General features: G+C 65.8%; 14 protein-coding genes and 1 pseudogene. 7 read left to right on the forward strand and 8 right to left on the reverse strand.

What is annotated here, in order from left to right; genetic code table 11:
* Positions 1-85 precede the first annotated feature (85 nt).
* Positions 86-3,028 carry a TonB-dependent receptor gene (locus FHT08_RS17000; protein ID WP_166775960.1) on the reverse strand — a complete coding sequence of 981 codons (2,943 nt, stop codon included), beginning with the start codon at positions 3,026-3,028 and terminating at the stop codon, positions 86-88.
* Between the two features lie 466 nt (positions 3,029-3,494).
* Between FHT08_RS17000 and FHT08_RS17005 the strand changes: the two genes are divergently transcribed.
* The 6 genes from FHT08_RS17005 (at position 3,495) to FHT08_RS17030 (ending at position 12,508) form a co-directional block, all read left to right on the forward strand.
* A complete protein-coding gene (locus tag FHT08_RS17005; RefSeq protein WP_166775962.1) occupies positions 3,495-4,823 on the forward strand; it encodes an MFS transporter in 1,329 nt (442 codons plus the stop codon).
* Between the two features lie 10 nt (positions 4,824-4,833).
* The gene (locus FHT08_RS17010; RefSeq protein ID WP_166775964.1) at positions 4,834-5,823 is read left to right on the forward strand and encodes an endo-1,4-beta-xylanase; all 990 of its coding nucleotides are present in this window, start codon (positions 4,834-4,836) and stop codon (positions 5,821-5,823) included.
* 41 nt (positions 5,824-5,864) lie between these two features.
* A complete protein-coding gene (uxaC, locus tag FHT08_RS17015; protein WP_166775966.1) occupies positions 5,865-7,286 on the forward strand; it encodes a glucuronate isomerase in 1,422 nt (473 codons plus the stop codon).
* 164 nt (positions 7,287-7,450) lie between these two features.
* Positions 7,451-10,150 carry a beta-galactosidase GalB gene (galB, locus tag FHT08_RS17020; protein WP_166775968.1) on the forward strand — a complete coding sequence of 900 codons (2,700 nt, stop codon included), beginning with the start codon at positions 7,451-7,453 and terminating at the stop codon, positions 10,148-10,150.
* Between the two features lie 50 nt (positions 10,151-10,200).
* Positions 10,201-11,385, forward strand: coding sequence for an endo-1,4-beta-xylanase (locus FHT08_RS17025; protein WP_166775970.1), 1,185 nt, complete (start codon positions 10,201-10,203; stop codon positions 11,383-11,385).
* Positions 11,386-11,461: 76 nt separating this feature from the next.
* Positions 11,462-12,508 carry an SMP-30/gluconolactonase/LRE family protein gene (locus tag FHT08_RS17030; RefSeq protein ID WP_104607195.1) on the forward strand — a complete coding sequence of 349 codons (1,047 nt, stop codon included), beginning with the start codon at positions 11,462-11,464 and terminating at the stop codon, positions 12,506-12,508.
* Between the two features lie 207 nt (positions 12,509-12,715).
* Here the strand turns inward: FHT08_RS17030 and FHT08_RS17035 are convergent, their stop codons facing one another.
* The 5 genes and pseudogenes from FHT08_RS17035 to FHT08_RS17055 all read right to left on the reverse strand — a co-directional run bounded on the left by FHT08_RS17035 (position 12,716) and on the right by FHT08_RS17055 (position 18,082).
* Positions 12,716-13,612 carry a DUF3800 domain-containing protein gene (locus FHT08_RS17035; RefSeq protein ID WP_243849079.1) on the reverse strand — a complete coding sequence of 299 codons (897 nt, stop codon included), beginning with the start codon at positions 13,610-13,612 and terminating at the stop codon, positions 12,716-12,718.
* A 117-nt stretch (positions 13,613-13,729) separates the two neighbouring features.
* Positions 13,730-14,644, reverse strand: a pseudogene (locus tag FHT08_RS17040) (kelch repeat-containing protein); the annotation flags it as partial.
* Between the two features lie 386 nt (positions 14,645-15,030).
* The gene (locus tag FHT08_RS17045; protein ID WP_104537784.1) at positions 15,031-16,653 is read right to left on the reverse strand and encodes a lactate permease LctP family transporter; all 1,623 of its coding nucleotides are present in this window, start codon (positions 16,651-16,653) and stop codon (positions 15,031-15,033) included.
* Between the two features lie 38 nt (positions 16,654-16,691).
* Positions 16,692-17,696: a 2-hydroxyacid dehydrogenase gene (locus FHT08_RS17050; RefSeq protein WP_104537785.1), complete on the reverse strand. Its 1,005-nt coding sequence runs from the start codon at positions 17,694-17,696 to the stop codon at positions 16,692-16,694.
* Between the two features lie 227 nt (positions 17,697-17,923).
* The gene (locus tag FHT08_RS17055) at positions 17,924-18,082 is read right to left on the reverse strand and encodes a DUF2256 domain-containing protein (protein ID WP_166775972.1); all 159 of its coding nucleotides are present in this window, start codon (positions 18,080-18,082) and stop codon (positions 17,924-17,926) included.
* 433 nt (positions 18,083-18,515) lie between these two features.
* On the opposite strand from FHT08_RS17055, the gene FHT08_RS17060 reads away from it, so the two are divergent.
* Entirely contained in the window at positions 18,516-18,902 is a 387-nt protein-coding gene (locus FHT08_RS17060; protein ID WP_166776241.1) for a VOC family protein, read from the forward strand.
* 147 nt (positions 18,903-19,049) lie between these two features.
* On the opposite strand, the gene FHT08_RS17065 is transcribed toward FHT08_RS17060, so the two are convergent.
* Together FHT08_RS17065 and FHT08_RS17070 are read right to left on the reverse strand one after the other, a co-directional pair.
* Positions 19,050-20,513 carry a mannitol dehydrogenase family protein gene (locus tag FHT08_RS17065; protein WP_166775974.1) on the reverse strand — a complete coding sequence of 488 codons (1,464 nt, stop codon included), beginning with the start codon at positions 20,511-20,513 and terminating at the stop codon, positions 19,050-19,052.
* 227 nt (positions 20,514-20,740) lie between these two features.
* A complete protein-coding gene (locus tag FHT08_RS17070) occupies positions 20,741-23,428 on the reverse strand; it encodes a glycoside hydrolase family 3 protein (RefSeq protein WP_166775976.1) in 2,688 nt (895 codons plus the stop codon).
* Position 23,429 lies beyond the last annotated feature (1 nt).

Raw genomic sequence — 23,429 nt, forward strand, 5'->3', positions numbered from 1 at the left:
CTCAGGGAGTGCTGCGGAAAACGCCGCGGCGCGCGCCAGGCTGCCGGTCGCGATGGGAGGTGATCGCGACCGGCGGACACAGCACTCAAAAGGTACCGCGGATGCCGAGCATGACCGTGCGCCCGGGCTCGTACAGATCGTAGGTGGCGTTGGGCCAGGCGTAGGTGGTGCGCAGCGGCTCGTCGGTGAGGTTGGTGACGTTGAGGGTGATCTGCGGCTTGGACGGCAGCGACTCCAGCGTGTAGCTGGCAGACAGATCCAGCTGCCCGCGCGCATCGGCGTTGAGGCGCGCGTAGGGAATGCCGTTCTGGTTGGCGCCGGAGATCACCATGTCGTCGTTCCAGGTGTAGGACAGGCGCACCGAGGCGGCGTCCTTTTCCCAGTACACGGTGCCGTTCCACAGGTTGGGTGCGACGCCGACCGCCACTGCGGGGATGCCTTCGCCTTCGGAGGACTGGGTGACATGGGTGTAGTTCACGCTGAAGCCCAGGCCGTCGACCAGCCGGTCCAGCGGTTGCACCCAGATCGCCTCGGTGCCGCGGATGTTGAGCACGCCGTCGGCGTTGACCTGGGTCTGGACATCCACGGTGGCCGCATTCGGGCCGCCGCGCTGGTCCAGGCCGGCCTGCTGGATCGGCAGCAGGCTGTCGTAGGGCACGCCCAGGTCGTTGAAGGGAATGCGCCGCACGCCGTTGACGGTGAAGCCGCTGATGCGCTTGTTGAACAACGTCAGGCCCACATAGCCTTCGCCGCCGGTGTACCACTCGCCGCCGAAATCCACGTTGGTGGACAGATACGGTGCCAGGTTCGGATTGCCCTGGGTTGCGGTCTGCGCGGAGGGGTCGCTGAAGTTGGTATTGGGCAGCATCGCGCTGGGGTCGGGCCGGGTGAGCGTGCGCGAGCTGGACAGGCGCAGCACCACGTTGTCGGCCACGTCCCAGGCGGCGTTGAACGAGGGCAGGGTTTCCTTGTAGTCCGAATCCAGCACCTGGATGCGGCGGATGCCGTTGATGGTGACCGGGCCGGTGATGGTCTGGTCGGTGGTCACATAGCGCACGCCGGCATTGAAGCGCAGCGTGCGGTTCCACACTTCGGTTTCCGCGTTGGTTTCGATGTAGAAACCCCAGTTTTTTTCGCGGATGCCGCCGGCCGAGGCGCCGGTGTTGGCGGAGTTGGTCTCCGGTGCGGAATCGCGCAGTGCGTAATAGTTGGTGTCGGCCAGGAAGCGGTTGAAATCGGCAGTGATGAAGCCATCCGGGCCGGGGCGTAGATAACCGGCCAGCGCCGCATTCGGGATTGCCGAGCCGGGGCCGCCGTTGCAGACAGTGCCGCCGCCACCGCGGCACACCACCTGTTCCCAGGCGATGCTGTTGTCGAAGCCGCGGATGGTGCGCTCGGCCTGGTCGTAGGCGGCGCCGATCTTGATGTTGCGCTTGTCTTCGCCGAACTGCAGGTCGGCGCGTGCACCACGGGTTTCGGTCACGCGTTTTTCGTTCTGGATATTGACCCGGCCACCGCTCCAGCCCCAGCCCAGATTGGGGTCGTTGAGATCGAGCGGGCTGCTGATCGAGGGGCGGTCGCCGCCTTCGTTGCGGTAATCGACGGTGGTGAACGGCGAGGTCACCAGGATGCTGGGCGACTCGCGTTCCAGCCAGCTGCGCGTGGCATTGGCCTGCACGTTGAGCTTGATGTCCTGATCGGCACCGAACAACAGTTCTGCACCCGGATTGACGCTCCAGAACTTGACCTCCTCGCGATACGGGCGCGCTTCCAGGAAGTACTGCGCATTGGCAAACGTGGCACTGGTGACCACGTTGTTCTGGTCCAGCTGCATGCCGAGCGGGATCATGTTGCCGTTGCGGCCGATCAGATTCATGCTGATCCGCTCGGTGGTCCGCTCGGCTTCCGAATACAGCGTGTCCAGGTAGAAATGCAGGCTGTCGGACGGGCGCCATTCCAGCGACATCACCGAGGCATCGCGGTCGCGATCGCCATTCATGTAGACGCTGCGGCCCAGCCGTGGAATCAGCGCGTCGCTGATCTGGTCGATGCTCAGGCCCGGGTTGCGCGCCAGCAGCCAGGCCGCATCGATGGTCTCGCCGGTGGTCAGGCCGTTGCCGGCGGTGGCCGGCACGCGGTCGGGAATGCGCCAGTTGCCGCCGCCATTGACGTTGCACGCGGCCGGCTGATTGGTGGCCGGGGTGCCGGCAGGCGGGGTGAGACCGCATTGGGTGTAGGTGAGGCCGGGATTGGTCCAGCCCACGCTTTCGAAGCCGCGCACGCCCAGCTTGCCGCGCACCGAGGCCACGCCCAGCAATGCGCCGAAGGTGCCTTGCTCGTTGGTCCAGCTGCCCATGAAGGCGCCGCGCGGGGTGGTCTTTTCGCTGGTGCTGTTCCAGTCCGCCTGGGCCTGATAGGTGAAGTGCACGCCGGGGCGATCGAACGGGCGCGCGCTGCGCATGTCCACCACGCCGGAGACGCCGCCTTCGAGCATGCTGGCGGTCGGCGTCTTGCTGACGGTGAGCTGGGTGAAGAACTCGGTGGGAAACAGGTTCAGATCGACTTCGCGGTTCTGGTTCTGCGCGTTCAGGCCGATCGAGGCGGTGGCGATGCTGGCGCCGTTGAGTGTGGTCTTGGTGAAGCTGGTGCCCAGGCCGCGGATGGCGATGTTGAGGCCCTCGCCATTGACGTCGCGCGAGAGCTGCACGCCGGGGATGCGGTTGAGCGACTCGGCGATGTTCATGTCCGGGAACTTGCCGATGTCCTCGGCAAACACGGTGTCGGCAAAGCCCACCGAGTCGCGCTTGGCGTCGGTGGAAAACTGGATGCTGCGTCGGTAGCTGGACACAGTGACGGTGTCGAGCTGGGTCACCGCATCGCTGCTGGCAGCGGCGGCCGCGGGCGGTTGTGCGGGGGCGGCAGCGCTGTCGGCAGCGCTGGACTGTGCCCAGGCGGCAGTGCTGGCCATGCCCAGCAGGATGGGGCCCAACGCGCAGGACAACGCGGTTCGTGCGTAGCTGTTCTTCACCGTAATCCCTTCCCTAACAGGTGAGCAGATGTCCCACGCATCGCCCCTGCGCAGGGAGTGCCGCTGCCGATCAGCGGCGCGGCGATGGTGCGATGGGGGAGACGGGCGATCAGCGGTGGCCGATGTTAGCGCTACCAAATTCAGAACATCACGCTGCAGGGCAACATAGGCGACGGAAGGCATCGCGGCGGGTGCGACAATGGCACTGATCGAAACCGTGTCGGCTGCGGACGGCGCACCGGCGTGCTGCACTGCGCGATGGTTTTTGCCCGGCAGCGTGATAATGGTAGCGCTATCACCCGTGGCGCGAGGCCACCTTCGTGCAGGTGCAGTGCTCGATGAATCGAACCGAAGAACGCGGCAACCAGCCGTCGGGCTGTACTCGACACGCGGCAGCGCGCTGCAGTGGTCGTTGCGCGATTGCCCATCGCACACTGCGTCCAGCAGCGCTGTGGCGCTCGCGCACATGAGCGAGTTACCGCAAGCGGCTGCCGCTGCCGGCACGCTGGCGCGCCTGGGCCGTATGCGTTGGCGCGTCTGCGCACTGCTGCTTGCCGCCACCACCATCAACTATGTCGACCGCCAGGTGCTGGGCGTGCTGGCGCCGTTTCTGCAGACGCAGATCGGCTGGAACGAGATCCAGTACGGCTACATCGTCACCGCATTCCAGGCCGCCTACGCGCTGGGCCTGTTGTGCAGCGGTGCGGTGATCGACCGCTTCGGCACGCGCGTCGGTTACGCGCTGGCGATCGGCATCTGGAGCCTGGCGGCAATGGGGCACGCGCTGGCCACCAGCATGGTGGGCTTTGCGATCGCGCGCTTCTTTCTGGGGCTGGGCGAGTCCGGCAACTTCCCCGCTGCGCTGAAGACGGTGGCCGAGTGGTTTCCGCGTCGCGAGCGCGCACTGGCCACCGGCATCTTCAATTCCGGCTCCAATATCGGTGCAATCGTCGCACCGTTGCTGGTGCCGCTGATCGCCACCGCCTGGGGCTGGCAGGCGGCATTCCTGTTCACCGGCGTGCTCAGCGCCACCTGGCTGCTGGTGTGGTGGCTGAGCTATCACCCGCCCGAGCAGCAACCGGGCCTGTCGGCGGCAGAGCTGGCGCATATCCGCAGCGATGCGCACGCGCCGGTGCAGCGGCGGCTGTCGTGGTTGCAGGTGCTGCGGCACCGGCAGGCCTGGGCATTCGTGCTGGGCAAGTTCATCACCGACCCGATCTGGTGGTTCTTCCTGTTCTGGCTGCCCAAGTTCCTGCATGCCGAATACGGCTTGAGTCTGTTGCAACTGGGCGCGCCGTTGATCGTGATCTTCGTGCTGGCCGATATCGGCAGCATTGCCGGCGGCTGGGTCGCCGGGCGCTTCATCGCGCGCGGCTGGAGCGTCAACCGCGCGCGCAAGAGCGCAATGCTGATCTGCGCACTCTCGGTGGTGCCGATCGTGTTCGCCGCACGCGCCGATAACCTGTGGTTGGCAGTCGGCCTGATCGGCCTGGCCACCGCTGCGCACCAGGGGTGGTCGGCCAATCTGTTCACGCTGCCGTCGGACATGTTTCCACGCCATGCGGTCGCCACCGTGGTCGGCATCGGCGGCTTTGCCGGCGCGGTCGGTGGCATGCTGATCGCCACCTTCATCGGGTTCCTGCTGCAGGCCACCGGCAGCTATGTGCCGGTGTTCCTGATGGCAGGCTCGGCGTATCTGCTGGCGCTGGCGGTGGTGCACATGCTGGTGCCACGCTTGGCGCCGGCGCAGCTGCCGGCAGATGCCGCCGCACCGACCGCCAACGCATCTTCCTGAGGGGATCATCATGCAATTACGCACCCTGGCAATCGGGTTGTTGTTGGCAGCGAACGTCGCAACGCTTGCGCAGGCCGCACCGCTGGCGTCCGGCGCGCCCAAGTTCCTGGGCAGCGCCTACAGTCCGCAACAGTCCCCGGGATTTGCGCAGTACTGGAACAAGCTCACGCCGGAAAAAAGCGGCAAGTGGGGCAGCGTGGAAGCGGTGCGCGACCAGATGGACTGGAGCGGGCTGGACACCGCCTACAAGCTGGCCAAGGCCAACGGCATGCCGTTCCAGATGCATGTGATGGTGTGGGGCAATCAGCAGCCGGAGTGGATCAAGTCGCTGCGGCCGGCCGAGCAGCGGCGCGAGATCGAGCAGTGGTTTGCCGCGGTGGCGCAGCGCTATCCGGATATCGACCTGCTGGAAGTGGTCAACGAGCCGCTCAACGACCCGCCCAGCAAGGACGACACCGGCGGCGGCAACTATCTGCAGGCCCTGGGCGGCAACGGCGCCAGCGGATGGGAATGGGTGCTGCAGTCGTTCCGGCTGGCGCGCCAGCACTTTCCGCGAGCGCGGCTGATGATCAACGACTACAGCATCACCAACAGCCCCCAGGCCACGCAGAAGTACCTGCAGATCGTGCAGTTGCTGCAGCGCGAGCAACTGGTCGACGCCATCGGCGTGCAGGAGCACGCCTTCGAGACCACGCCGAATGTGGCGATGTCGGTGCATCGTGACAGTCTCGATGCACTGGCTGCGACCGGCTTGCCGATCTACATCACCGAGTTCGATCTGGACGGGCCCACCGATGCGCAGCAATTGGCCGACTACCAACGTGTATTCCCGGTGTTCTGGGAGCATCCCGGCGTGCGCGGCATCACGCTGTGGGGCTTTCTCCCCGGCCTGTGGCGCGACAAGGAAGCGGCGTACCTGATCCGGGCCGATGGCACCGAGCGGCCGGCGCTGACCTGGCTGCGTAGCTACGTAGCCGCGCACCGCACTGCAACGCCGTGAGCGCTGCATCACGCATCTTCCGCCTGTTTATTGACTGACTTATGCCCACGCCCACACCACTGACTCTGCACGCCGATCGCCTGTTCCCTGCCGACTCAGGCACGCGTGCGATCGCGCGCCGCCTATACGCGCAGATCGCCGCGCTGCCGATCATCAGCCCGCACGGCCATACCGACCCGGCGTGGTTCGCTACCGACGTGCCGTTCGCCGATGCCACCGCGTTGTTGCTGGTGCCGGACCACTACGTGTTCCGCATGCTCTACAGCCAGGGCATCGCACTGGATGCCTTGGGAATTGCGCGTGCGGATGGATCGCGCGCGGCGGTGGACCCGCGCGCGGCGTGGCGCGTATTCGCCGAGCACTACACGTTGCTGCGCGGCACGCCGTCAGCGTTGTGGTTGAATCATGTCTTCCATGACGTGTTCGACCTGCGCATCCGGCTGGATGCCGGCACTGCCGATCAGTACTACGACCACATCAGCGCGGCCTTGCAGACGCCGGCATTCCGCCCGCGTGCCTTGTTCGCGCGTTTCAACATCGAGGTGATTGCCACCACCGAGTCGCCGCTGGATACGCTGCAGCACCACGCGGCCATTGCCGACAGCGGCTGGAAGGGGCGCGTGCTCACCGCATACCGCCCGGACCCGGTGGTCGACCCGGAGCATGAGCAGTTTGCCGGCGCGCTGCAGCAGTTCGGCGCGCTCACCGGCGAGGATGTGCTGAGCTGGCCAGGCTATCTGCGTGCGCACCGGCAGCGCCGCGCCTTCTTTGCCGCGCATGGCGCCACCTCGACCGACCACGGCCACCCCAGCGCGGCCACCGCCGATCTGTCGCCGGCCGAGGCGCAACGCCTGTTCGATACCGTGGTGCGCGGTGCGGCCACGCCCGCACAGGCGGAGCTGTTCCGCGCCCAGGTGCTGACCGAGATGGCGGCGATGAGCCTGGACGATGGCCTGGTGATGCAGCTGCACCCGGGCTGCTTCCGCAACCACAACCGGCAGCTGTTCCAGACCTTCGGACGCGACAAGGGTGCCGATATTCCGATGCGCACCGACTATGTGCATGCGCTCAAACCGCTGCTGGATCGGTTCGGCAACGACCCGCGCCTGCGCCTGATCGTGTTCACCCTGGACGAAACCAGCTACAGCCGCGAGCTGGCGCCACTGGCCGGGCATTACCCGTCGCTGCTGCTGGGGCCGGCATGGTGGTTCCATGACGCGCCGGAGGGCATGTGGCGCTTCCGCGAGCAGACCCTGGCCAGCGCCGGTTTCTACAACACCGTGGGTTTCAACGACGATACCCGCGCCTTCCTGTCGATTCCGGCGCGGCACGATGTGGCGCGGCGCGTGGACAGCGCGTTTCTCGCCAAGCTGGTCGCCGAGCATCGGCTGGATGAGGACGAGGCGGTCGAGGTTGCGATCGATCTGGCGTATCGCTTGCCCAAGCAGGCCTACAAGCTGTGAGGGTGAGCGAGGCAGCACGCAGCGATGCCTGCACGCCTGCAGGTGGGGCGGGATGGGCCACGCATACGCGCATGATCGAAGCGAGGCGCGATATGACGCACACGGGCATGCAGGCGAGGGTGATGCGCGCGCGCAGGGACTGCGCACGCCTTGCACGTGCCGCGATGCTTTGCATCTGCGTGGTAGTGCCCGCGCTGGCAGCGCCACCGGCCTCGACCCCGCCGCCACGCGAGCGTGTCTCGCTCAACGCGCAATGGCGCTTCCATCGCGGCGATCCTCCAGGCAATCGGCAAATCCTGGACTACGACATCCGCCCGCACGTGCTACGCAGCGAAGACGGCAAGGTGGCCGACGCGCAGCCCGAGCAGGCGCAGCGCCTCGATGCCGCCGCAACACGCGTGCTCAAGCCGTGGATCCTGCCTACGGCCAATGCGTTGATTGCAGACCCGGCAAAGCGCCATGTCCGCCCGCCCGGCCACCCCGGCAACGGCGTCGCCTTCGTGCAGCCGCAGTTCGACGACAGCGGCTGGGAGCGCGTGGATCTACCGCACGACTGGGCCATCGCAGGGCCGTTCCTGGCCGATGGTCCCTACGGTGGCATGGGGCGCCTGCCGAGCTGGGGCGTGGGTTGGTATCGCAAGAACCTGGACATCCCCGCCAGCGATCGCGGGCGCGCGCTGTTTCTCGATCTCGATGGTGCGATGGCCTATGCCACGGTCTGGCTCAACGGCAAGCTGGTCGGCGGCTGGCCGTATGGCTACAGCTCCTGGCGCGTGGACCTGAGCCCCTATGTGGTGTTTGGTGCGCGCAACCAGCTGGCGATCCGCCTGGACAACCCGCCCGACTCGGCGCGCTGGTATCCGGGCGGCGGGCTGTATCGCGATGTGTGGCTGACCCGCGCCGCACCGCTGCATGTGGCGCACTGGGGCACGCAGCTGACCACGCCGCAGGTGTCGGCCGACACCGCGCAGGTGCAACTGGCAGTCACGCTGGACAACGCCGCGCGCAGCGCGGTGCAGGCGCAGGTCAGCACCGCGATCTATGTGCTGGACGATGCACGCGGCACGCGCAGCGGCGAGCCGGTCGCGCGCGTCGCGGCCATGCAGGTTGCGGTTCCTGCCGGTGGCAGCGCACGCGTGCAGGGCAGCACGCAGATCGACCGCCCGCGTCTGTGGGGCCCGCCGCCGACCCAGCGCCCGCACCGCTATATCGCGGTGACCGAGGTCAGTCAGGACGGGCACGTGGTGGATCGCTACGAAACACCGTTCGGCATCCGCAGCATCGTGTTCGATGCCGACCAGGGCCTGCTGGTCAACGGCGAACACGTGCCGATTCGTGGCGTGAACAATCATCACGATCTCGGTGCGCTGGGTGCGGCGTTCAACCTGCGCGCCGCCGAGCGGCAACTGCAGTTGCTGCAGCAGATGGGCGCCAATGCCGTCCGCATGAGCCATAACCCGCCCGCGCCGGAGCTGCTGGAGCTGACCGACCGCATGGGCCTGCTGGTGGTGGACGAGGTGTTCGACAGTTGGGAAATGAAGAAGACCCCGCTGGATTTCCACCTGGTGTTCCCGCAATGGCACGAGCCGGACCTGCGCGCGATGCTGCGGCGCGACCGCAATCATCCCTCGGTGATGCTGTGGAGCGTCGGTAACGAAGTCGGTGAGCAGTACACCGGCGAGCAGGGTGCGGCGATCGCACGCACACTGCACGCCATCGTGCACGAGGAAGACCCCTCGCGCCCTGCCACGGTGGCGATGAACTACGCCTCGCCCGAGATGCCGTTGCCCGCTGCGCTGGATGTCATCAGCCTCAATTACCAGGGCGAAGGCATCCGCGACACGCCGGAATTCGCAGGCACCGAGCGCATCCGCAAACAACCGCAGTATCCCGCGTTCCATGGCAGGTTCCCGCACAAGCCCATTCTCAGCAGCGAGACCGCCTCGGCGTTGAGCAGCCGCGGTGTGTATCTGTTTCCGGTGACGCCGGACACCAGCGCGCCGGTGCGCGATGGACGCGGCGGCGATTCGGTCGCGCACCAGGTCAGCGCCTACGAACTGCATGCGGTGGACTTCGGCGCCAGCGCCGACAAGGTGTTCGCGGCACAGGACCAGCATCGGTATGTCGCCGGCGAATTCGTCTGGACCGGCTTCGATTATCTGGGCGAGCCCACGCCGTACTACAGCTCGCGCAGTTCCTATTCCGGCATCCTCGATCTGGCCGGTTTTCCCAAGGATCGCTACTGGCTCTATCAATCGCGTTGGCGCCCCGACCTGCCGATGGCGCATCTGCTGCCGCACTGGACCTGGCCCGGCCGCGAGGGGCAGGTCACGCCGGTGCATGTGTTCACCTCCGGCGACGAGGCCGAGCTGTTCGTCAATGGCGTCTCGCAGGGGCGCAAGCGCAAGGGTCCGCTGCAGTACCGGCTGCGCTGGGACGCGGTGGTCTACCAGCCCGGCGAGCTGCGCGTACAGGCGTACAAGGAAGGCAAACCCTGGGCCGACGACCGCGTGCAAACCGCTGGCAGCGCCGCGCGCATGCAGGTCACGCCGGACCGCAGCAGCATCCGTGGCGACGGGCAGGATCTGAGCTTTGTCACCGTGCGCTTGCTCGATCGCGCAGGACGCCCTGCGCCCACCGCCGGCGATCGTTTGCGTTTCCGCATCGACGGCCCGGGCGAGCTGGTCGCCACCGACAACGGCGATCCCACCAACCTGGAATCCTTCGCCGCGCCGCAGCGCAATGCGTTCAATGGGCTGTGCATGGCGATCGTGCGTGCCAAGCCCGGCGCGCGTGGCACCATCACGCTGCATGTGGACTCCGACAGCTTGCAAGCGGCCAGTGCGCAGGTGGTGGTGGAGTGATGGAATTCCCGATCACGCAATACCTGCGGTACCTGCACAGGAATCCGGCGATGCAGCACACCCACGAGCGCCCTGCAGCGTGCTTGCGTTTTGTTCTGGCCCTGATCGGCGCTGTCATGGCAGTGCCGGCCTTGGCTGACTGCGACACCCGCAGCACCTCGCTCAGGCACGCCTACGCAGATGGCTTTCTGATCGGCACCGCCGTCAATGCCGACATCGTCTCCGGCAAGGACGCCGCCTCTGCCGCACTGGTCGCCTGCCACTTCAATGCCGTCACTGCCGAGAACGTGATGAAGGCCGAAGTGGTCGCCCCGCGCCCGGGCGTGTCCGACTTCGGCGCGGCCGACGCCTTCGTCGCCTATGGACGTGATCACGCCATGTTCGTGGTCGGTCACACGCTGGTGTGGCACAACCAGACGCCGGACTGGTTCTTCACCACCGCTGATGGCCGGCCCAATACGCCGGCACAGCAACTGGAGCGCATGCGCCAGCATATTGCGTTGGTGGCGGGTCGTTATGTCGGCAAGGTGCAGGCCTGGGACGTGGTCAACGAGATCATCGACGAAGACGGCAGTTACCGCCCCACCAACTGGGTGCAGCGCGTGGGCGATGGCGACACCGTGGTGCGCAACGCCTTCGCCTTTGCCCAACGGTATGCGCCGGATGCGGAGCTCTATTACAACGATTTCAACGCATGGCGGCCGAGCAAGCGCGATGGCATCGTGCGCATGGTCAGGATGCTGCAGCAATCCGGCATCCGCATCGATGGCGTCGGCATGCAGGGACATTGGGGGCTCAACTATCCCAGCCTGCGCGACATCGAGGACGCCATCGATGCCTACGCCGCGCTCGGCATCAAGGTCATGATCACCGAACTGGACATCGACGTACTGCCGCTGACCAGGGAAGGCCAGGTCATCGGGACGGGGCTTGCACACAAGCAGTTCCAACTGCCGGAATTCAAGCGCTTTCTCGACCCGTATCGCGAGGGCTTGCCACCGCAGGTGCAGGCGCAGCTGCGCGATCGCTACGCCGCGTTGTTTGCGCTGTTCTGGCGCAAGCGCGACAAGCTTGCACGCGTCAGCGTGTGGGGTGTCAGCGACGGCATGTCATGGAAGAACGATTACCCCGTGCCGGGCCGTACCAACTATCCGCTGCTGTTCGATCGCAATTACCAGCCCAAACCGGCGCTGGATGCGGTGCTGGCGGTACCTGCGCACGCTAGCGGGCGCTAGCACGGCCGCCGGCGTGCGCAGCAGGCCTGCACACGCATGCTGGCATCATGGCCCGACTTCGTTACTGGACTGACCGATGCGCTTGCCGCCCTATCTGCTGTTGGCCGTTCCGCTACTGGCAATCCTCGCCGCCTGCACCAGGAAGGAGGTGCCGCCACCGCGCTTTGCCGCGATCGGGCATCTGCAGAGCTTCGATCGCAGCTTCAGCGACGTGGTCGCCGGCGATGCGCGCATCGAGAAGCTCAGCGAAGGCTTCACCTGGTCCGAAGGCCCGGCCTGGGTCCGCAACGGTGGCTATCTGCTGTTCACCGATGTGCCGGAAAACACGCTCTATCGCTGGTCCGAAGACGCAGGCCTGTCGGTGCTGCTGTCGCCATCCGGCTACAGCGGCCCGGAGCAGGCCACGCTGCGCGAAGCCGGTGCCAACGGGCTGTATGCCGAGCCGGGCGGTACCGTGTTGCTGGCCGATTCCGGCACGCGCATCGTCGCCAGGCTCGACCCGGCCACGCGCAAGAAGACGCCGCTGGCGACGCAGTTCGACGGCCGTCGCTTCAACAGCCCCAACGATCTGGTCCGCCGCAGCGATGGTGTGGTGTTCTTCACCGACCCGCCGTACGGCCTGAAGGGCATGAACGATTCGCCGGTCAAGGAACTGCGCTTCAACGGTGTCTACCGGCTGGACACCGACGGCAGCGTGCACCTGCTGGACGACAGCCTCAGCCTTCCCAATGGCATCGCACTGTCGCCGGATGCGCGCACCCTGTACGTGGCCAATTCCGATCCGGACCGCCCGATCTGGATGGCCTACACGCTCGACGCAGCCGGTGCGGTGACCGGCAAGCGCGTGTTCGCCGACGCCTCCGATCTGGTGGCCAAGGACGCGCCCGGCCTGCCCGACGGCATGGCGGTCTCCGCCGACGGCCACCTGTTCGCCACCGGCCCCGGCGGCGTCATCGTGTTCGCCCCCGACGGCCGCAGGCTGGGCCGCATCGAAACCGGCGAGCCCATCTCCAACTGCGCCTTCGGCAACGACGGCCATACGCTGTACATGACCTCCCACGCGATGCTGGCGCGGGTGCGGGTCAAGGCGCTTGGCTTGGAGTTCGCGCAATCGCCGCTTTAGTAGGAGCGGCCCTGGCCGCGATGGAGCTTTACCCATCGCCCTGTGTTGCAAATCGTTCTGCTTTCAGCAGTCACAACAGCTGATGGGTGCGATGTGCTGACTGACCAGGTTTCGTAGCAGGCAACCTTGAATTCTTGGGTCCAGAACTCTAGACTCGCACCCCAAGTGGACTGGGGGTTCCCGGTCGGCGTCATAGCCTCGGTGAGATCACCGGGGCTTTTCGCTTTCTGGCAGCGGGAAAATTTTCAGGCCCCAGCCTTCATAGTCGACACCCAATTGACGCCGGCCTTGCTTGCAGAAGAATTTTCGCTGCAGCACGTCGAATGCGCGATTGGGATGATCCGGGCGGAGTACCGATAGCCCGATGGGCCGCGCAACGAGGTCAGCCAGTTGCAAGCCAGATGAGTTGGCCTTTTTGTCCGCAAAGACGATGGTAAAGGGAAGTTGCCGGCCCCAGCGGCTTGCGTCGTCGCAGATCCGCCTGAATTCCAGCTCCAGATCGCGGTCTTCCTTCTTGCCACGGCATTCAACCACCACGTGCGTTGCAACATCGTCCTGCTTCTTTTCTTGCATCAGTTCGAAAAGTGTTTCCAGGCAGAATGCAAGCGCCAGGTGGTAGGGGTTGTCTGCGGTCTGGGCTTTTTCCTTCAGCCGTGTCTTGTCGATGACACAGCTGATCAGGATGAAGTTATGCAGCTCGATGATTCCCGTCAGCTCGTCCAGAAAAATCGTCTTTTCCAACCGATCACTGAAGCGGAAATGTCCCTTTTCCTTGCGGATGTCATGCTCGTGAAGAATCACCACGTCATGCCCGAAATGCCTGAACTTGAATGACTCGATGGCGGGAACCACGCGTTGCGCGTAGTGGCCTTTGTGGCAGACACACAATGCCAGCACAAACACCGGATAGTTGGGATCTACAGACTCCAGGCCGTGGTCGCCGCTTTCATCGACATAGACGATGTAATTGCTGTAACGCGGGTCGGCAGCTGCCAGCAGTGGCGGTGTCGCCGGCTCGCCTTCCGCCTGTACCAATGGCAGCGAAAATTGCCCGGCAACGCCAGGCATCGTTGATAGCGGGTTATCTGATCCACGTTTTGGCATGACCACTCCCTGGCGCTGCACATTGAACAACGATGCAGCAGATTAGATCCGCATCTGCACAGGCACAATCTTCAAGCATGTCTCTCGCAGCATGCCGCACGCGGGCGTCAGCATGGCCTACGGCGTGCTGCCTCCGTGCAGTACCAGCACATCATCCAGCTCCGGCCCGCCGCCACGGTTGCCGCTGCCCGCCACGATGTATAGATCGCCGCCGACCGTTGCGGCCTGGGTGCCGTGGCGTCCTTGCGGCAACGCAGCCAGCGTCTGCCAGGTGGAGGTGGCCGGGTCGTAGGCTTCGACGTCATCGTGCGCCTTGACCTGGCGCGTGCTCTCGCCGCCCATGACCAGCACCTGGCCATTGCGCGCAATGGCGGCGGCACCGGCGCGCGGCGTCGGCAGTGCGGCCGGGGCAACGCTCCAGGTGCCGCGCTGGATGTCGTAGACGTCGACTTCGGAAATCGTCTGCGCCAAGGTGTTGCCACTCTCGTGCGATGACCTGCGGCCACCGGCCGCATACAGCTTGCCGTCGAGCACCACCGCATGGAAATGATCGCGCGCACGCGGTGCGTCGGCCAGCTGCGTCCATTGCTGCGTCCTGGTGTCGAACGCATCCAGCCACGGCACATAACCGCTCATGTGGCCGCGCGTATTGCCGCCCACCAGGTACAGCACGCCGGCGTGCGCCACCGCGCCTGCCGCGCCGCGGCGACGGCCCTCGGGAATCTCCGCACCCACCTGCCAGCGGTCGGTGGTGGGGTCGTAGATCAACAGGTGGGTCAGCGCCGCTTCTTCCGGGTAGTCGCCGGTCAGGCCGCCGACGAAGTAGATCTTCCCCGACGACACCACTGCCTGTGCGTGGCTGACCGCCAGCGGCGGCGTGCTGCCCTTGGACCAGCGCCGTGTTGTGGTGTCGAAGATGTCCAGCGGCCGGTCATCGCGCCCTCCGATCAGATAGAGACGGTCGCCGACCGACACCAGGCTGTTCTCGTGCCGTGCATGCGGCCTGCCTTCGCCGGTCATGGTTTTCCATTGCAATGCGTGCCGAGCTTGTAGCGATGCAGGTGCCTGCACCGCCGTCTCGGCGAACGCGGGTGAGCATGCAGACATGGCCAATACAAAAGCCACACGTAACGCGTTTGCTGACAGGGTCATGGACGGCTGCTACCTGAGCGCAGGGAATGCCGAGTGTAGCGACATCGCCGCAATACGGTTTGCAAGGAAAATGCCGGATTCTTTCAGGCACAAAAAAAGCGCGCACGCCGTAGCGAACTGAACCGATGCACTCGTTTGGTTGCCCGGTTATGGCATCAGCACAAAGAACGCAGCACCCGATTCAAGCAACGCACGCGTCGATCCGCACAAGAGCGTGCCGGTGAAGCCGCAACGCGCAACACATGGCGGCGCGCATCATCGAAGAGTCATTGCAACACCATCGACAGCAGCCACGTGCAAAGGCAGACATACGCCAGCAATCCAAGGCTTGCGGCCAGGGTGGTCCGCATGATCGCCGACTCCTGCCCCACCAGTTTGACCGCGGCCGCCGCAATGGCGATCGATTGCGGCGAGACCAGTTTCGCCATCACGCCACCGGCGGTGTTGGCGGCCACCAGCAACGCAGCAGGCACGCCGATCTGTGCCGCCGTCACTGCCTGCAGGTGCGCAAACAGCGTATTGCTGTTGACCACCGAGCCGGTGATGAACACCCCCATCCAGCCGATGACCGGCGACAGCAACGGAAACACGCCTCCTGCCTGGGCCAGCGCCAGCCCGATGGACGAGGACGCGCCGGAGTAATTGGTGACATAGGCCACCGCCATCACCAGCGACACGGTGGCCAGCGGCTTCCACATCTCCTTCGCCGACTGGACCAGTTCGCCCGTTGCCGAGCGCAGGTTCAGGCGCGGCGACAGTAGCACCGTGAGCACCGCTGCGATCAGGATCGCCGTGCCGGAGGCGTTGAGCCAACCGACGTTCCACACCGCAGGCAGCGTACGCACGCTGGCGACCAATGGCGGCACTTCCTGCACGCGTTGATCGAGCAGGCCGATGGGCAGACGCAGCACCGTGTCGGCAAGCGCGCCGTCTGCGGCAAACAGCGCCTTGAACGCAGGCAGGCTCCATACCAGGATCGCGCCGGTCAACATGTAGAACGGCGACCATGCCAGCAGCACCTGCGTGAGCGTCCAGCGCTGGGCGGAGCACGGCGGGGCCTGCGCCTCGCGGTAGATGCGCTTGGGGCGCCAGAACCGCATGAACAGTGCCAGCCCGCCCATGCCGGCCAAGGGTCCGAGAATGTCCACCAGTTCCGGCCCCAGCAGAGACAGCGTCAACGTCTGCACGCCACTGAACACCACGCCGACAAACAGCAGCACCGGCCAGGTCTCGCGCACGCCACGCCAACCATCGAGCATCGCCACCAGCCCCGCCGGCACCAACAGTGCGCAGACCTGCACCAGCACCATCAGCATCAGCGACATCTCGTCCAGGCGCACGCCACCTTGCTGTGCACCGACCAGCACCGGGATGCCGATCGCCCCGTAGGCGCCCGCCGCGCCGTTGGCGAGCAGGCACAGCATCGCCGCCTTGAGCGGACGGAAGCCCAGCTCCACCAGCAGCGCCGCACAGATGGCGATCGGCACGCCGAACCCCGCGGCGCCTTCCAGAAATCCGCCGAAGCAGAACGCGATCAGCAGCACCTGGATGCGCTGGTCTTCGGACACCGTGGCAATGCTGCCGCGGATCACCTCGAACTTGCCGCTGCGGATGGCCAGCTTGTACAGCCACACCGCCATCAGCACGATAAAGCCGATCGGGAAGATACCGTTGGCGATGCCCAACAGCGCGGCGCCCACGATGCTGGCCATCGGCATGCCGAACACCAACGACGACACCGCCACCGAGACCAGTACGGCCAGCGACGCGGCGGTCAGCCCCTTGAGCCGCAGCACCGTCAGTGCCAGCAAAAACAACAGCACCGGCAAGGCGGCCAGCAAGGCCGACAGGTTGGCGTTACCGAGCGGGTCGTAGAGTTGTTGCCACATGGTCGAACCTGCGCGAGTGGTGAACGGAAAAGGTGACGCTAAGCTGTCGGCACACGATTCGCGCACGGGGAACCGGCAGCGAAGTCGGCGAGGTTGCGCAAGGTGATCTCGGAGATCTCCTGCAGCGCCTCGGCAGTGAAGAATCCCTGGTGCCCGGTCACCAGCACATTGGGGAAGGTCATCAGGCGCTGAAACACCTCGTCGTCGATGATCTCGCCCGAGCGGTCCTGAAAGAACAATGCGTTTTCCTGCTCGTAGACATCGATGGCAAGATGGCCCAGCTGGCGGGACTTGAGCGCGCGGATCACCGCATCGGTATCCACCAGCCCACCGCGTGAGGTGTTGACCAGCATCGCACCCGGCTTCATCGACGCCAGCGACGCGTCATTGATCAGGTACTGGGTCGCCGGTGTCAGCGGGCAGTGCAGCGAGACGATGTCCGAGCGAGCCAATAGCGTCTCCAGCTCGACCCGCTGCCCGAGCGTCTCGAACCCCGGCGTGGGATAGGGGTCAAAGCCCAGCACGCTGCAGCCCATTCCCTGAAAAATACGTGCAGTCGCCAGCCCGATCTTGCCCAGCCCGATCAGGCCCACCGTCTTGCCGCGCAAGGTGCGGCCGAGCAGGCCATCGAGCATGAAGTTGCCCTCGCGTACGCGGTTGTAGGCGCGGTGCGTCTGCCGGTTGAGCGTCATGACCAGCGCCAGGGTGTGCTCGGCCACCGCCTCGGGCGAGTAGGCCGGCACGCGTGCCACGAACAGCCCGAGTGCCGCAGCCGCAGCAAGATCCACATTGTTGAAACCGGCGCAGCGCAGCAGCACTGCGCGCACGCCGGCCGCGTGCAGTGCCTGCAGCACGGGCGCGTCGAGCTGGTCGTTGACGAAGACGCAGACCACTTCGCACCCCTGCGCCAACGTTGCCGTCTGCAGGTTGAGCGATGCCTCGAAGTAGACGAACTCGACTGCGTATTCCACGCCCAGGCGTAGTTTCGCTTCGTCGAGAAAGCGCTTGTCGTAAGGGCGGGTGCTGAAGACAGCCAGTTTCATGCAGAGAACTCCATAGGTGCACGAACAAGGTAGCCTACCAACCCCGCGTCTTCCACCGCGCTTGGCCAAACGTCGCGACTGCGACCAGCAGTGGCCATCGGGAAATCACACCGGTACCGAGGTCCGCTGCTGTACGTCGCGCACCGACACAACGCGAGTGCGCCTGTGTGCAAGGGTTTGGCGGTGGAGTTCCGATGTGTTAACCGGCGATCAATACAGCGCGCCGATCACGGAGCCACACGCGTCCGCTTGCTTTCGCCACGGCAACGGTCGGAGCAGTACTTCACCTCGTCCCACACGCGCTCCCACTTCTTGCGCCAACGAAACGGCCGCCCGCATTGCATGCAGGGTTTTTCCGGCAACTCGTGTTTCTTGCGCATGCCCATGCGGAGCTTGAACCTAACCGAACCTGGGCGGGGGTCGTGGATAGGGCCAAGCATGTCATGGCGAGCGACGCGATGCAGATGCCATTGCAGGCAAGAAGCTGCTAAACAAGGGTGGCGGACGATGCGCAGTTAGTAGACAGGTTGCAAGGAGTCGGCAGACCTTGTGGTCTTCGCGCACCACCAGCCGTAAAGCGAGCGCGCCTGCCCATGCGATAAGTCGGGAAAAAGAAGCGCCGACATCGTGCAAGGGGCGCTGGTGCGCCTTGTGGTTTCGGACTGTCAAATTCGGCTGTGGAATGTGCCGCAGCACAGGGATCTTGCTATTCGCCAATGCGGCGAGTCAAGACGGCACGGCACGGTTCCCAACCGATCTTTCGTATCTGGCGTATCGTTGCGCCCAAAGACGGCTTCGTTATCCCACTACGAGAAAGCGATGACTTCCACTGCTGAAACGCCAGACCGTACGATCCCACTGCTCCCCGGTCGCTCGATCGAACGTACGCTCGCCTTCTATCGGCGGCTGGGCTTTGTCGGTGACGCGCACCCGCACGATGCGGGCTACGCGATCCTGACGCGTGGCGAGGTGGAGCTGCATTTCTTCGCGCACCCGGATCTTGAACCTGCTGCCTGCTATGCGGGCTGCTACATCCGGGTTGGCGATGTCGATGCGGTCTACGCCGCCATGCGTGCCGCGCAGCTACCGGCGCACGGCATCCCCAGGCTCGATGCTGTCAGCGACAAGCCGTGGGGGATGCGGGAATTTGCGCTTGTCGATGAAAACGGCAATCTGATCAGGATTGGGCAGGTAATCGGTAACTAGGCGTCCAATCGCCTGCATCTGCATACCTGCACAGCCGGAACAGGCCATCGACCAGGTGGCACGAGGTACACGCTGCCAGAGATCGCACGACGCAGACATCGGACCCTGTCGGCATGCGATTGCAGCGGGCGATGCGTTTGCCGTGCATCACCTTGCATCGATTGGCAGCTGTATCTGCGCCGGTGTTGCAGTGCCCAGCGTAGCGTAGGCAGCTTGCAGTGCCTCCATAAAACGCGCATCGCCAGAGAGCGAAGCGAACACTGCATCCACGGTGAGGAATGCCGCGATGTCATGGCTGGCATCGCCGGTGGTCGAACGGCCGATGTCGCTAAGGACTTCGCCCAGCGGATCGACCAAGGCCACGCCGTTGGCCGCCTGCCTGCGCACGAATTGCAACCACGCCGCTACCGGAATGCAGAGCCGGTCGATCCGTCGCCCGGCATCCAATGCATCACTGATCGCGCTGAGCAGGCGCACCGGAATCTTCTGCGAGCCGTCCCAGGCGATCTGGGCGAGCAGGTGGCGGATGGCGGGGTTGCGGAAGCGGGCCAGGATGGCATCGATGTAGTGCTGCGGGTCGAAGCCCGGCATGGGCTGCAGGGTGGGGGCGATGTCCGCGCGCATCAGGGCTTCGACAAAGGCGGCCAGTTGCCGGTGGTGCATGGCGTCGGCGACCGTCTCCAGACCGAGCAGGCTGCCGAGATAGGCGAGTGCGGAATGCGGGCCGTTGAGCAGGCGCAGTTTGGCGCGTGCGTAGCCGGCGATATCGTCGCTGAGAATCACGCCTGCGCGCTCGAGCGCGGGGCGGCCGTTGCAGAAGCGGTCTTCGATCACCCACTGGCTGTAGCGCTCGCGCTGGATCGGCCAGGCGTCGTGCAAGCCGGTTTGCGCTTGCACATTTGCGCGCAGCGCGTCGTCGGTGGCGGGGGTGATGCTGTCGACCATCGAACGCGGAAAGCTGACTTGGCGGTCGATCCATGCAGCAAGTGCTGGATCGTGTTGCTGGGTGAGCCGCAATACCGCGCTGCGCAGCAGGCTGCCGTTGTCGGGCAGGTTGTCGCAGCTGAGCACGGTGAACGGTGCGCTGCCTTGCTGCCTGCGCTGTTGCAGGCCGGCGACCAGATAGCCGATGGCGCTGCGCGGTGTGCCGGGGCTGGCGATGTCGTGCACGATGTCGGGATGGGCCAGGTCGAGCGTGTCGCCGGCCAGGCAATAGCCTTTTTCGGTGACGGTGAGGGTGACCAGGCGCACGGCGGGATCGGCCAGGCGCGCGAGCACGGCGGCGGGTTCGTCGGCGGCGCACAGCACCTCGCGGATGGCGCCGATGATGCGCAGTTGGGGGTGCTCGTCGAGCAAGGCGAGGGTGTACAGGCCGTCTTGCGGACGCAGGGCGTCGCGCACGCCCGCGCTGTGTAGCGACACGGCGCAGATGGCCCAGCTGGGGTCCTGCGCGAGCAGGTCGTCGAGGTAGACGGCCTGGTGGGCGCGGTGGAAGGCGCCAGCGCCCAGATGGACGATGCCGATGGTGGTGTGTTTGGGGTTGTAGCTGGGAGGGAGGACGGTGGTTGGCAGATGGGAGAGCGTTGCAATGGAGAGCGTTGGAATTGGCATGGGTTTTTGTTTGGAATCGTGGGGGTGCTGCAAGTTCGCCTGTGGCCGTACCCTCACCAACCCCCGCTCCGCGCCCCGGCCCACGTCTTGCGACGCGGGCGCTCCAAGGCACGCGCGTCAGTGGCGCCCAAGCGGTGCCTCTTCGCCCCGGCGGGAGAGGGGCTTTAGGGGAATCGCGGCTGGGGGCTTCTTTGCCCATGTCCGCATGGCGTGGGTGTCGGCATTTGCTACTTGTCGGTGACGGTGAAGCGCTGCTTGTTGCGGATGTCTGCGCTGGAAGCGCCGATCTGTATTTCGTAGTCGCCTGGGTCCACCGCGTAGGCCTTGCGCTGGTCGTCGTAGATGCGCAGGGCATCTTGCGCCTTGAGGGTGAAGCGCAGCTGGCGTTGTTCGCCGGGTTGCAGGGTGATGCGCTGGAAGCCGCGCAGTTCCTTGATGGCGCGTTCGCGTTGCGGCTTGAGCGGATGCAGATACAGCTGCACCACTTCATCGCCTGCGCGTTGGCCGGTGTTCTTCAGCGTGACCGTTGCCGTGAGCGTGCCATCGGCTGCAACCGTGGTGCGGTCCAGCTGCAGATCCGAATAGGCGAATTGCGTGTACGACAGGCCGTGGCCGAACGGGTACAGCGGCTTGCCGTCGAAGTAGCGATAGGTGCGGCCGCGCATGGCGTAATCGTCGAAGGCGGGCAGGCGCTCGTCTTCCTTGTAGAAGGTGATCGGCAGGCGGCCGCCGGGACTGGCCTGGCCGAACAGCACATCGCCGACCGCGCTGCCGCCGCGTTGGCCGGGATACCAGGCCAACAGGATCGCGGGCACGTGGTGCTGCGCCCAGTCGATCGCCAGCGCAGAGCCGGTGGTCAGCACCGCAACCACCGGCGTGCCGGTGGCCTGCAGTGCCTGCAGCAATTCGCGCTGCGGTTTGGGCAGGCGGGTGTCGGTGCGGTCGCCGCCGGCAAAGCCAGGATAGTTGACGTCCATCTCTTCGCCTTCGACATCGCCGGTGAGCCCGCCGACGAACACCACCACCTCGGCGTTGCGTGCGGCGTCCACCGCTTCCTGCAGCGGCGGTTTGGCGCCGGGCATGCGCCAGGCCAGACGCACGCCGGCATCGCGCGTGGCCTCGAAGTATTCCACGCGCAGGTCGTAGGCCTTGCCGGCTTCCAGCGCAACGCTGGCATTGCCGCCGCGCATGCGCGGGGCCTCGCCCCATTGATCGATGAGCAGCTTGCCGTCCAGAAACAGGCGCACGCCATCGTCGGCGGCGATCTGCAGCTCGTAGGTGCCCGACACCGGCGGCAGCAGCTGGCCATGCCAGCGCACGCTGAAGTCGTCCTTGGCCAGTGCACGGTCGGCCTGCAGTTCACCGCGGCCGACGGCATCGTCGGTAGGCGCATTGCGGTCCCAGCGGAAGGCGATGCGCGGGTCGATACGGGTCAGCACCGGCTGGCCGGCCAACGCACGTCCACGGAAGTATTCACCGGTGAGGCCGTTCTGCTTGGCATCTGGCGCCGGGCGCAGATAGCGGGTGTCGATCGGTGCCGCGGCATTGGGGTCTTCGCGCCCTTCCACCAGATCGCTGCCGCGCGCGTAGACCACCTGTGCCTGCGGTGCGGCGTCGCGGATGCCTTGCAGGATGGTGACCGGCGCGGCTGGCGTGCCGTAGTAATTGCCCAGCAGCGACATCGGGTCGTCGGCGGTGGGGCCGATCACGGCGATGCGCTTGAGCGTGGGTTTGAGCGGCAGCAGGCCGTCGTTCTTCAGCAGCACCAGCGATTCGCGCGCGGTGCGGCGGGCCAGTGCATCGTGCTCTGGCGATTGATTCACCGTCGCAGGAATCTGCGCCCAGGGCACCTTGGCCGGCGGGTCGAACATGCCCAGCCGCATGCGCGTGGTCATCAGGCGCTTGAGCGCGGTGTCGATGCTGGCCTCGTCGATCAAGCCGGCGCGCACCGCCGCCGGCAATGCGGCGTAGGTGTCGCCGCAGTCCAGGTCGGTGCCGTGCTTGACGCCGAGCGCGGCCGCGGCCTCGGGCGTGGGCACGATCTTGTGGTTCTGCCAGATATCGCGGATGGCGGCGCAGTCGCTGACGATGTAGCCTTCGAAGCCCCAGTCGCGGCGCAGGATGCCTTCCAGCCGCGTGCTGGCCGAGGCGGACTCGCCATTGACGCGGTTGTAGGCGCCCATCACCGCAGCGACCTTGCCTTCCTGCACCAGGGCCTGGAACGCGGGCAGATAGGTTTCATGGAGATCGCGCTCGCCGGGATGCACGTCGAAATGATGACGGTCGGCCTCCGGACCGCTGTGCACGGCGAAGTGCTTGGCGGTGGCATCGAGCTTGCGGTACGGCCCTTGCTGCGCCTGTAGGCCCTGCACGAAGGTCACGCCCATGCGCGCGGTCAGAAACGGGTCTTCGCCATAGGTTTCCTGCCCGCGGCCCCAGCGCGGGTCGCGGAAGATGTTGATGTTGGGCGACCAGAAGGTGAGCCCCTGGTAGCGCTTGTGCTCGCCGCGCGCCAGGAATGCATGGTGCTTGGCGCGTGCTTCGTCGCCGATGGCGGTGGCCACCTCGGCCATCAATGGGGTGTCGAACGTAGCAGCCAGGCCGATCGCCTGCGGAAACATGGTGGCGCCACCGGCACGCGCTACGCCGTGCAGCGCTTCGTTCCACCAATCGTATTCGGGCACCTGCAGGCGCGGGATCGCCGGGGTGGCGTTCTGCATCTGCGCGGCCTTTTCCTCCAGCGTCATGCGCGCCACCAGGTCGGCCGCGCGTACATCGAACGGGCGCTGGGTGTCCAGGTATGGCGGCGGCGTTGCGGCCTGCGCGCCGGTGGCGGCAAGCGCCATCGCCAGCAGTAAGCCGCGTGCGAGTGCGCGATGTGGGGCGGTGGCGAGATGGGCGGGGTGCGAATGCATG

Origin of the sequence: Xanthomonas sp. CFBP 8151, assembly GCF_011761885.1 — a bacterium.
In the GTDB taxonomy this organism is placed as follows: Bacteria; Pseudomonadota; Gammaproteobacteria; order Xanthomonadales; family Xanthomonadaceae; genus Xanthomonas; species Xanthomonas arboricola_B.

Coding starts and splice junctions, on each gene's coding strand:
- FHT08_RS17005 (WP_166775962.1), top strand. CDS start 3,495: ATGAGCGAGTTACCGCAAGCGGCTGCCGCTGCCGGCACGCTGGCGCGC.
- FHT08_RS17010 (WP_166775964.1), top strand. CDS start 4,834: ATGCAATTACGCACCCTGGCAATCGGGTTGTTGTTGGCAGCGAACGTC.
- uxaC (WP_166775966.1), top strand. CDS start 5,865: ATGCCCACGCCCACACCACTGACTCTGCACGCCGATCGCCTGTTCCCT.
- galB (WP_166775968.1), top strand. CDS start 7,451: ATGCTTTGCATCTGCGTGGTAGTGCCCGCGCTGGCAGCGCCACCGGCC.
- FHT08_RS17025 (WP_166775970.1), top strand. CDS start 10,201: ATGCAGCACACCCACGAGCGCCCTGCAGCGTGCTTGCGTTTTGTTCTG.
- FHT08_RS17030 (WP_104607195.1), top strand. CDS start 11,462: ATGCGCTTGCCGCCCTATCTGCTGTTGGCCGTTCCGCTACTGGCAATC.
- FHT08_RS17035 (WP_243849079.1), bottom strand. CDS start 13,612: ATGCCAAAACGTGGATCAGATAACCCGCTATCAACGATGCCTGGCGTT.
- FHT08_RS17045 (WP_104537784.1), bottom strand. CDS start 16,653: ATGTGGCAACAACTCTACGACCCGCTCGGTAACGCCAACCTGTCGGCC.
- FHT08_RS17050 (WP_104537785.1), bottom strand. CDS start 17,696: ATGAAACTGGCTGTCTTCAGCACCCGCCCTTACGACAAGCGCTTTCTC.
- FHT08_RS17055 (WP_166775972.1), bottom strand. CDS start 18,082: ATGGGCATGCGCAAGAAACACGAGTTGCCGGAAAAACCCTGCATGCAA.
- FHT08_RS17060 (WP_166776241.1), top strand. CDS start 18,516: ATGACTTCCACTGCTGAAACGCCAGACCGTACGATCCCACTGCTCCCC.
- FHT08_RS17065 (WP_166775974.1), bottom strand. CDS start 20,513: ATGCCAATTCCAACGCTCTCCATTGCAACGCTCTCCCATCTGCCAACC.
- FHT08_RS17070 (WP_166775976.1), bottom strand. CDS start 23,428: ATGCATTCGCACCCCGCCCATCTCGCCACCGCCCCACATCGCGCACTC.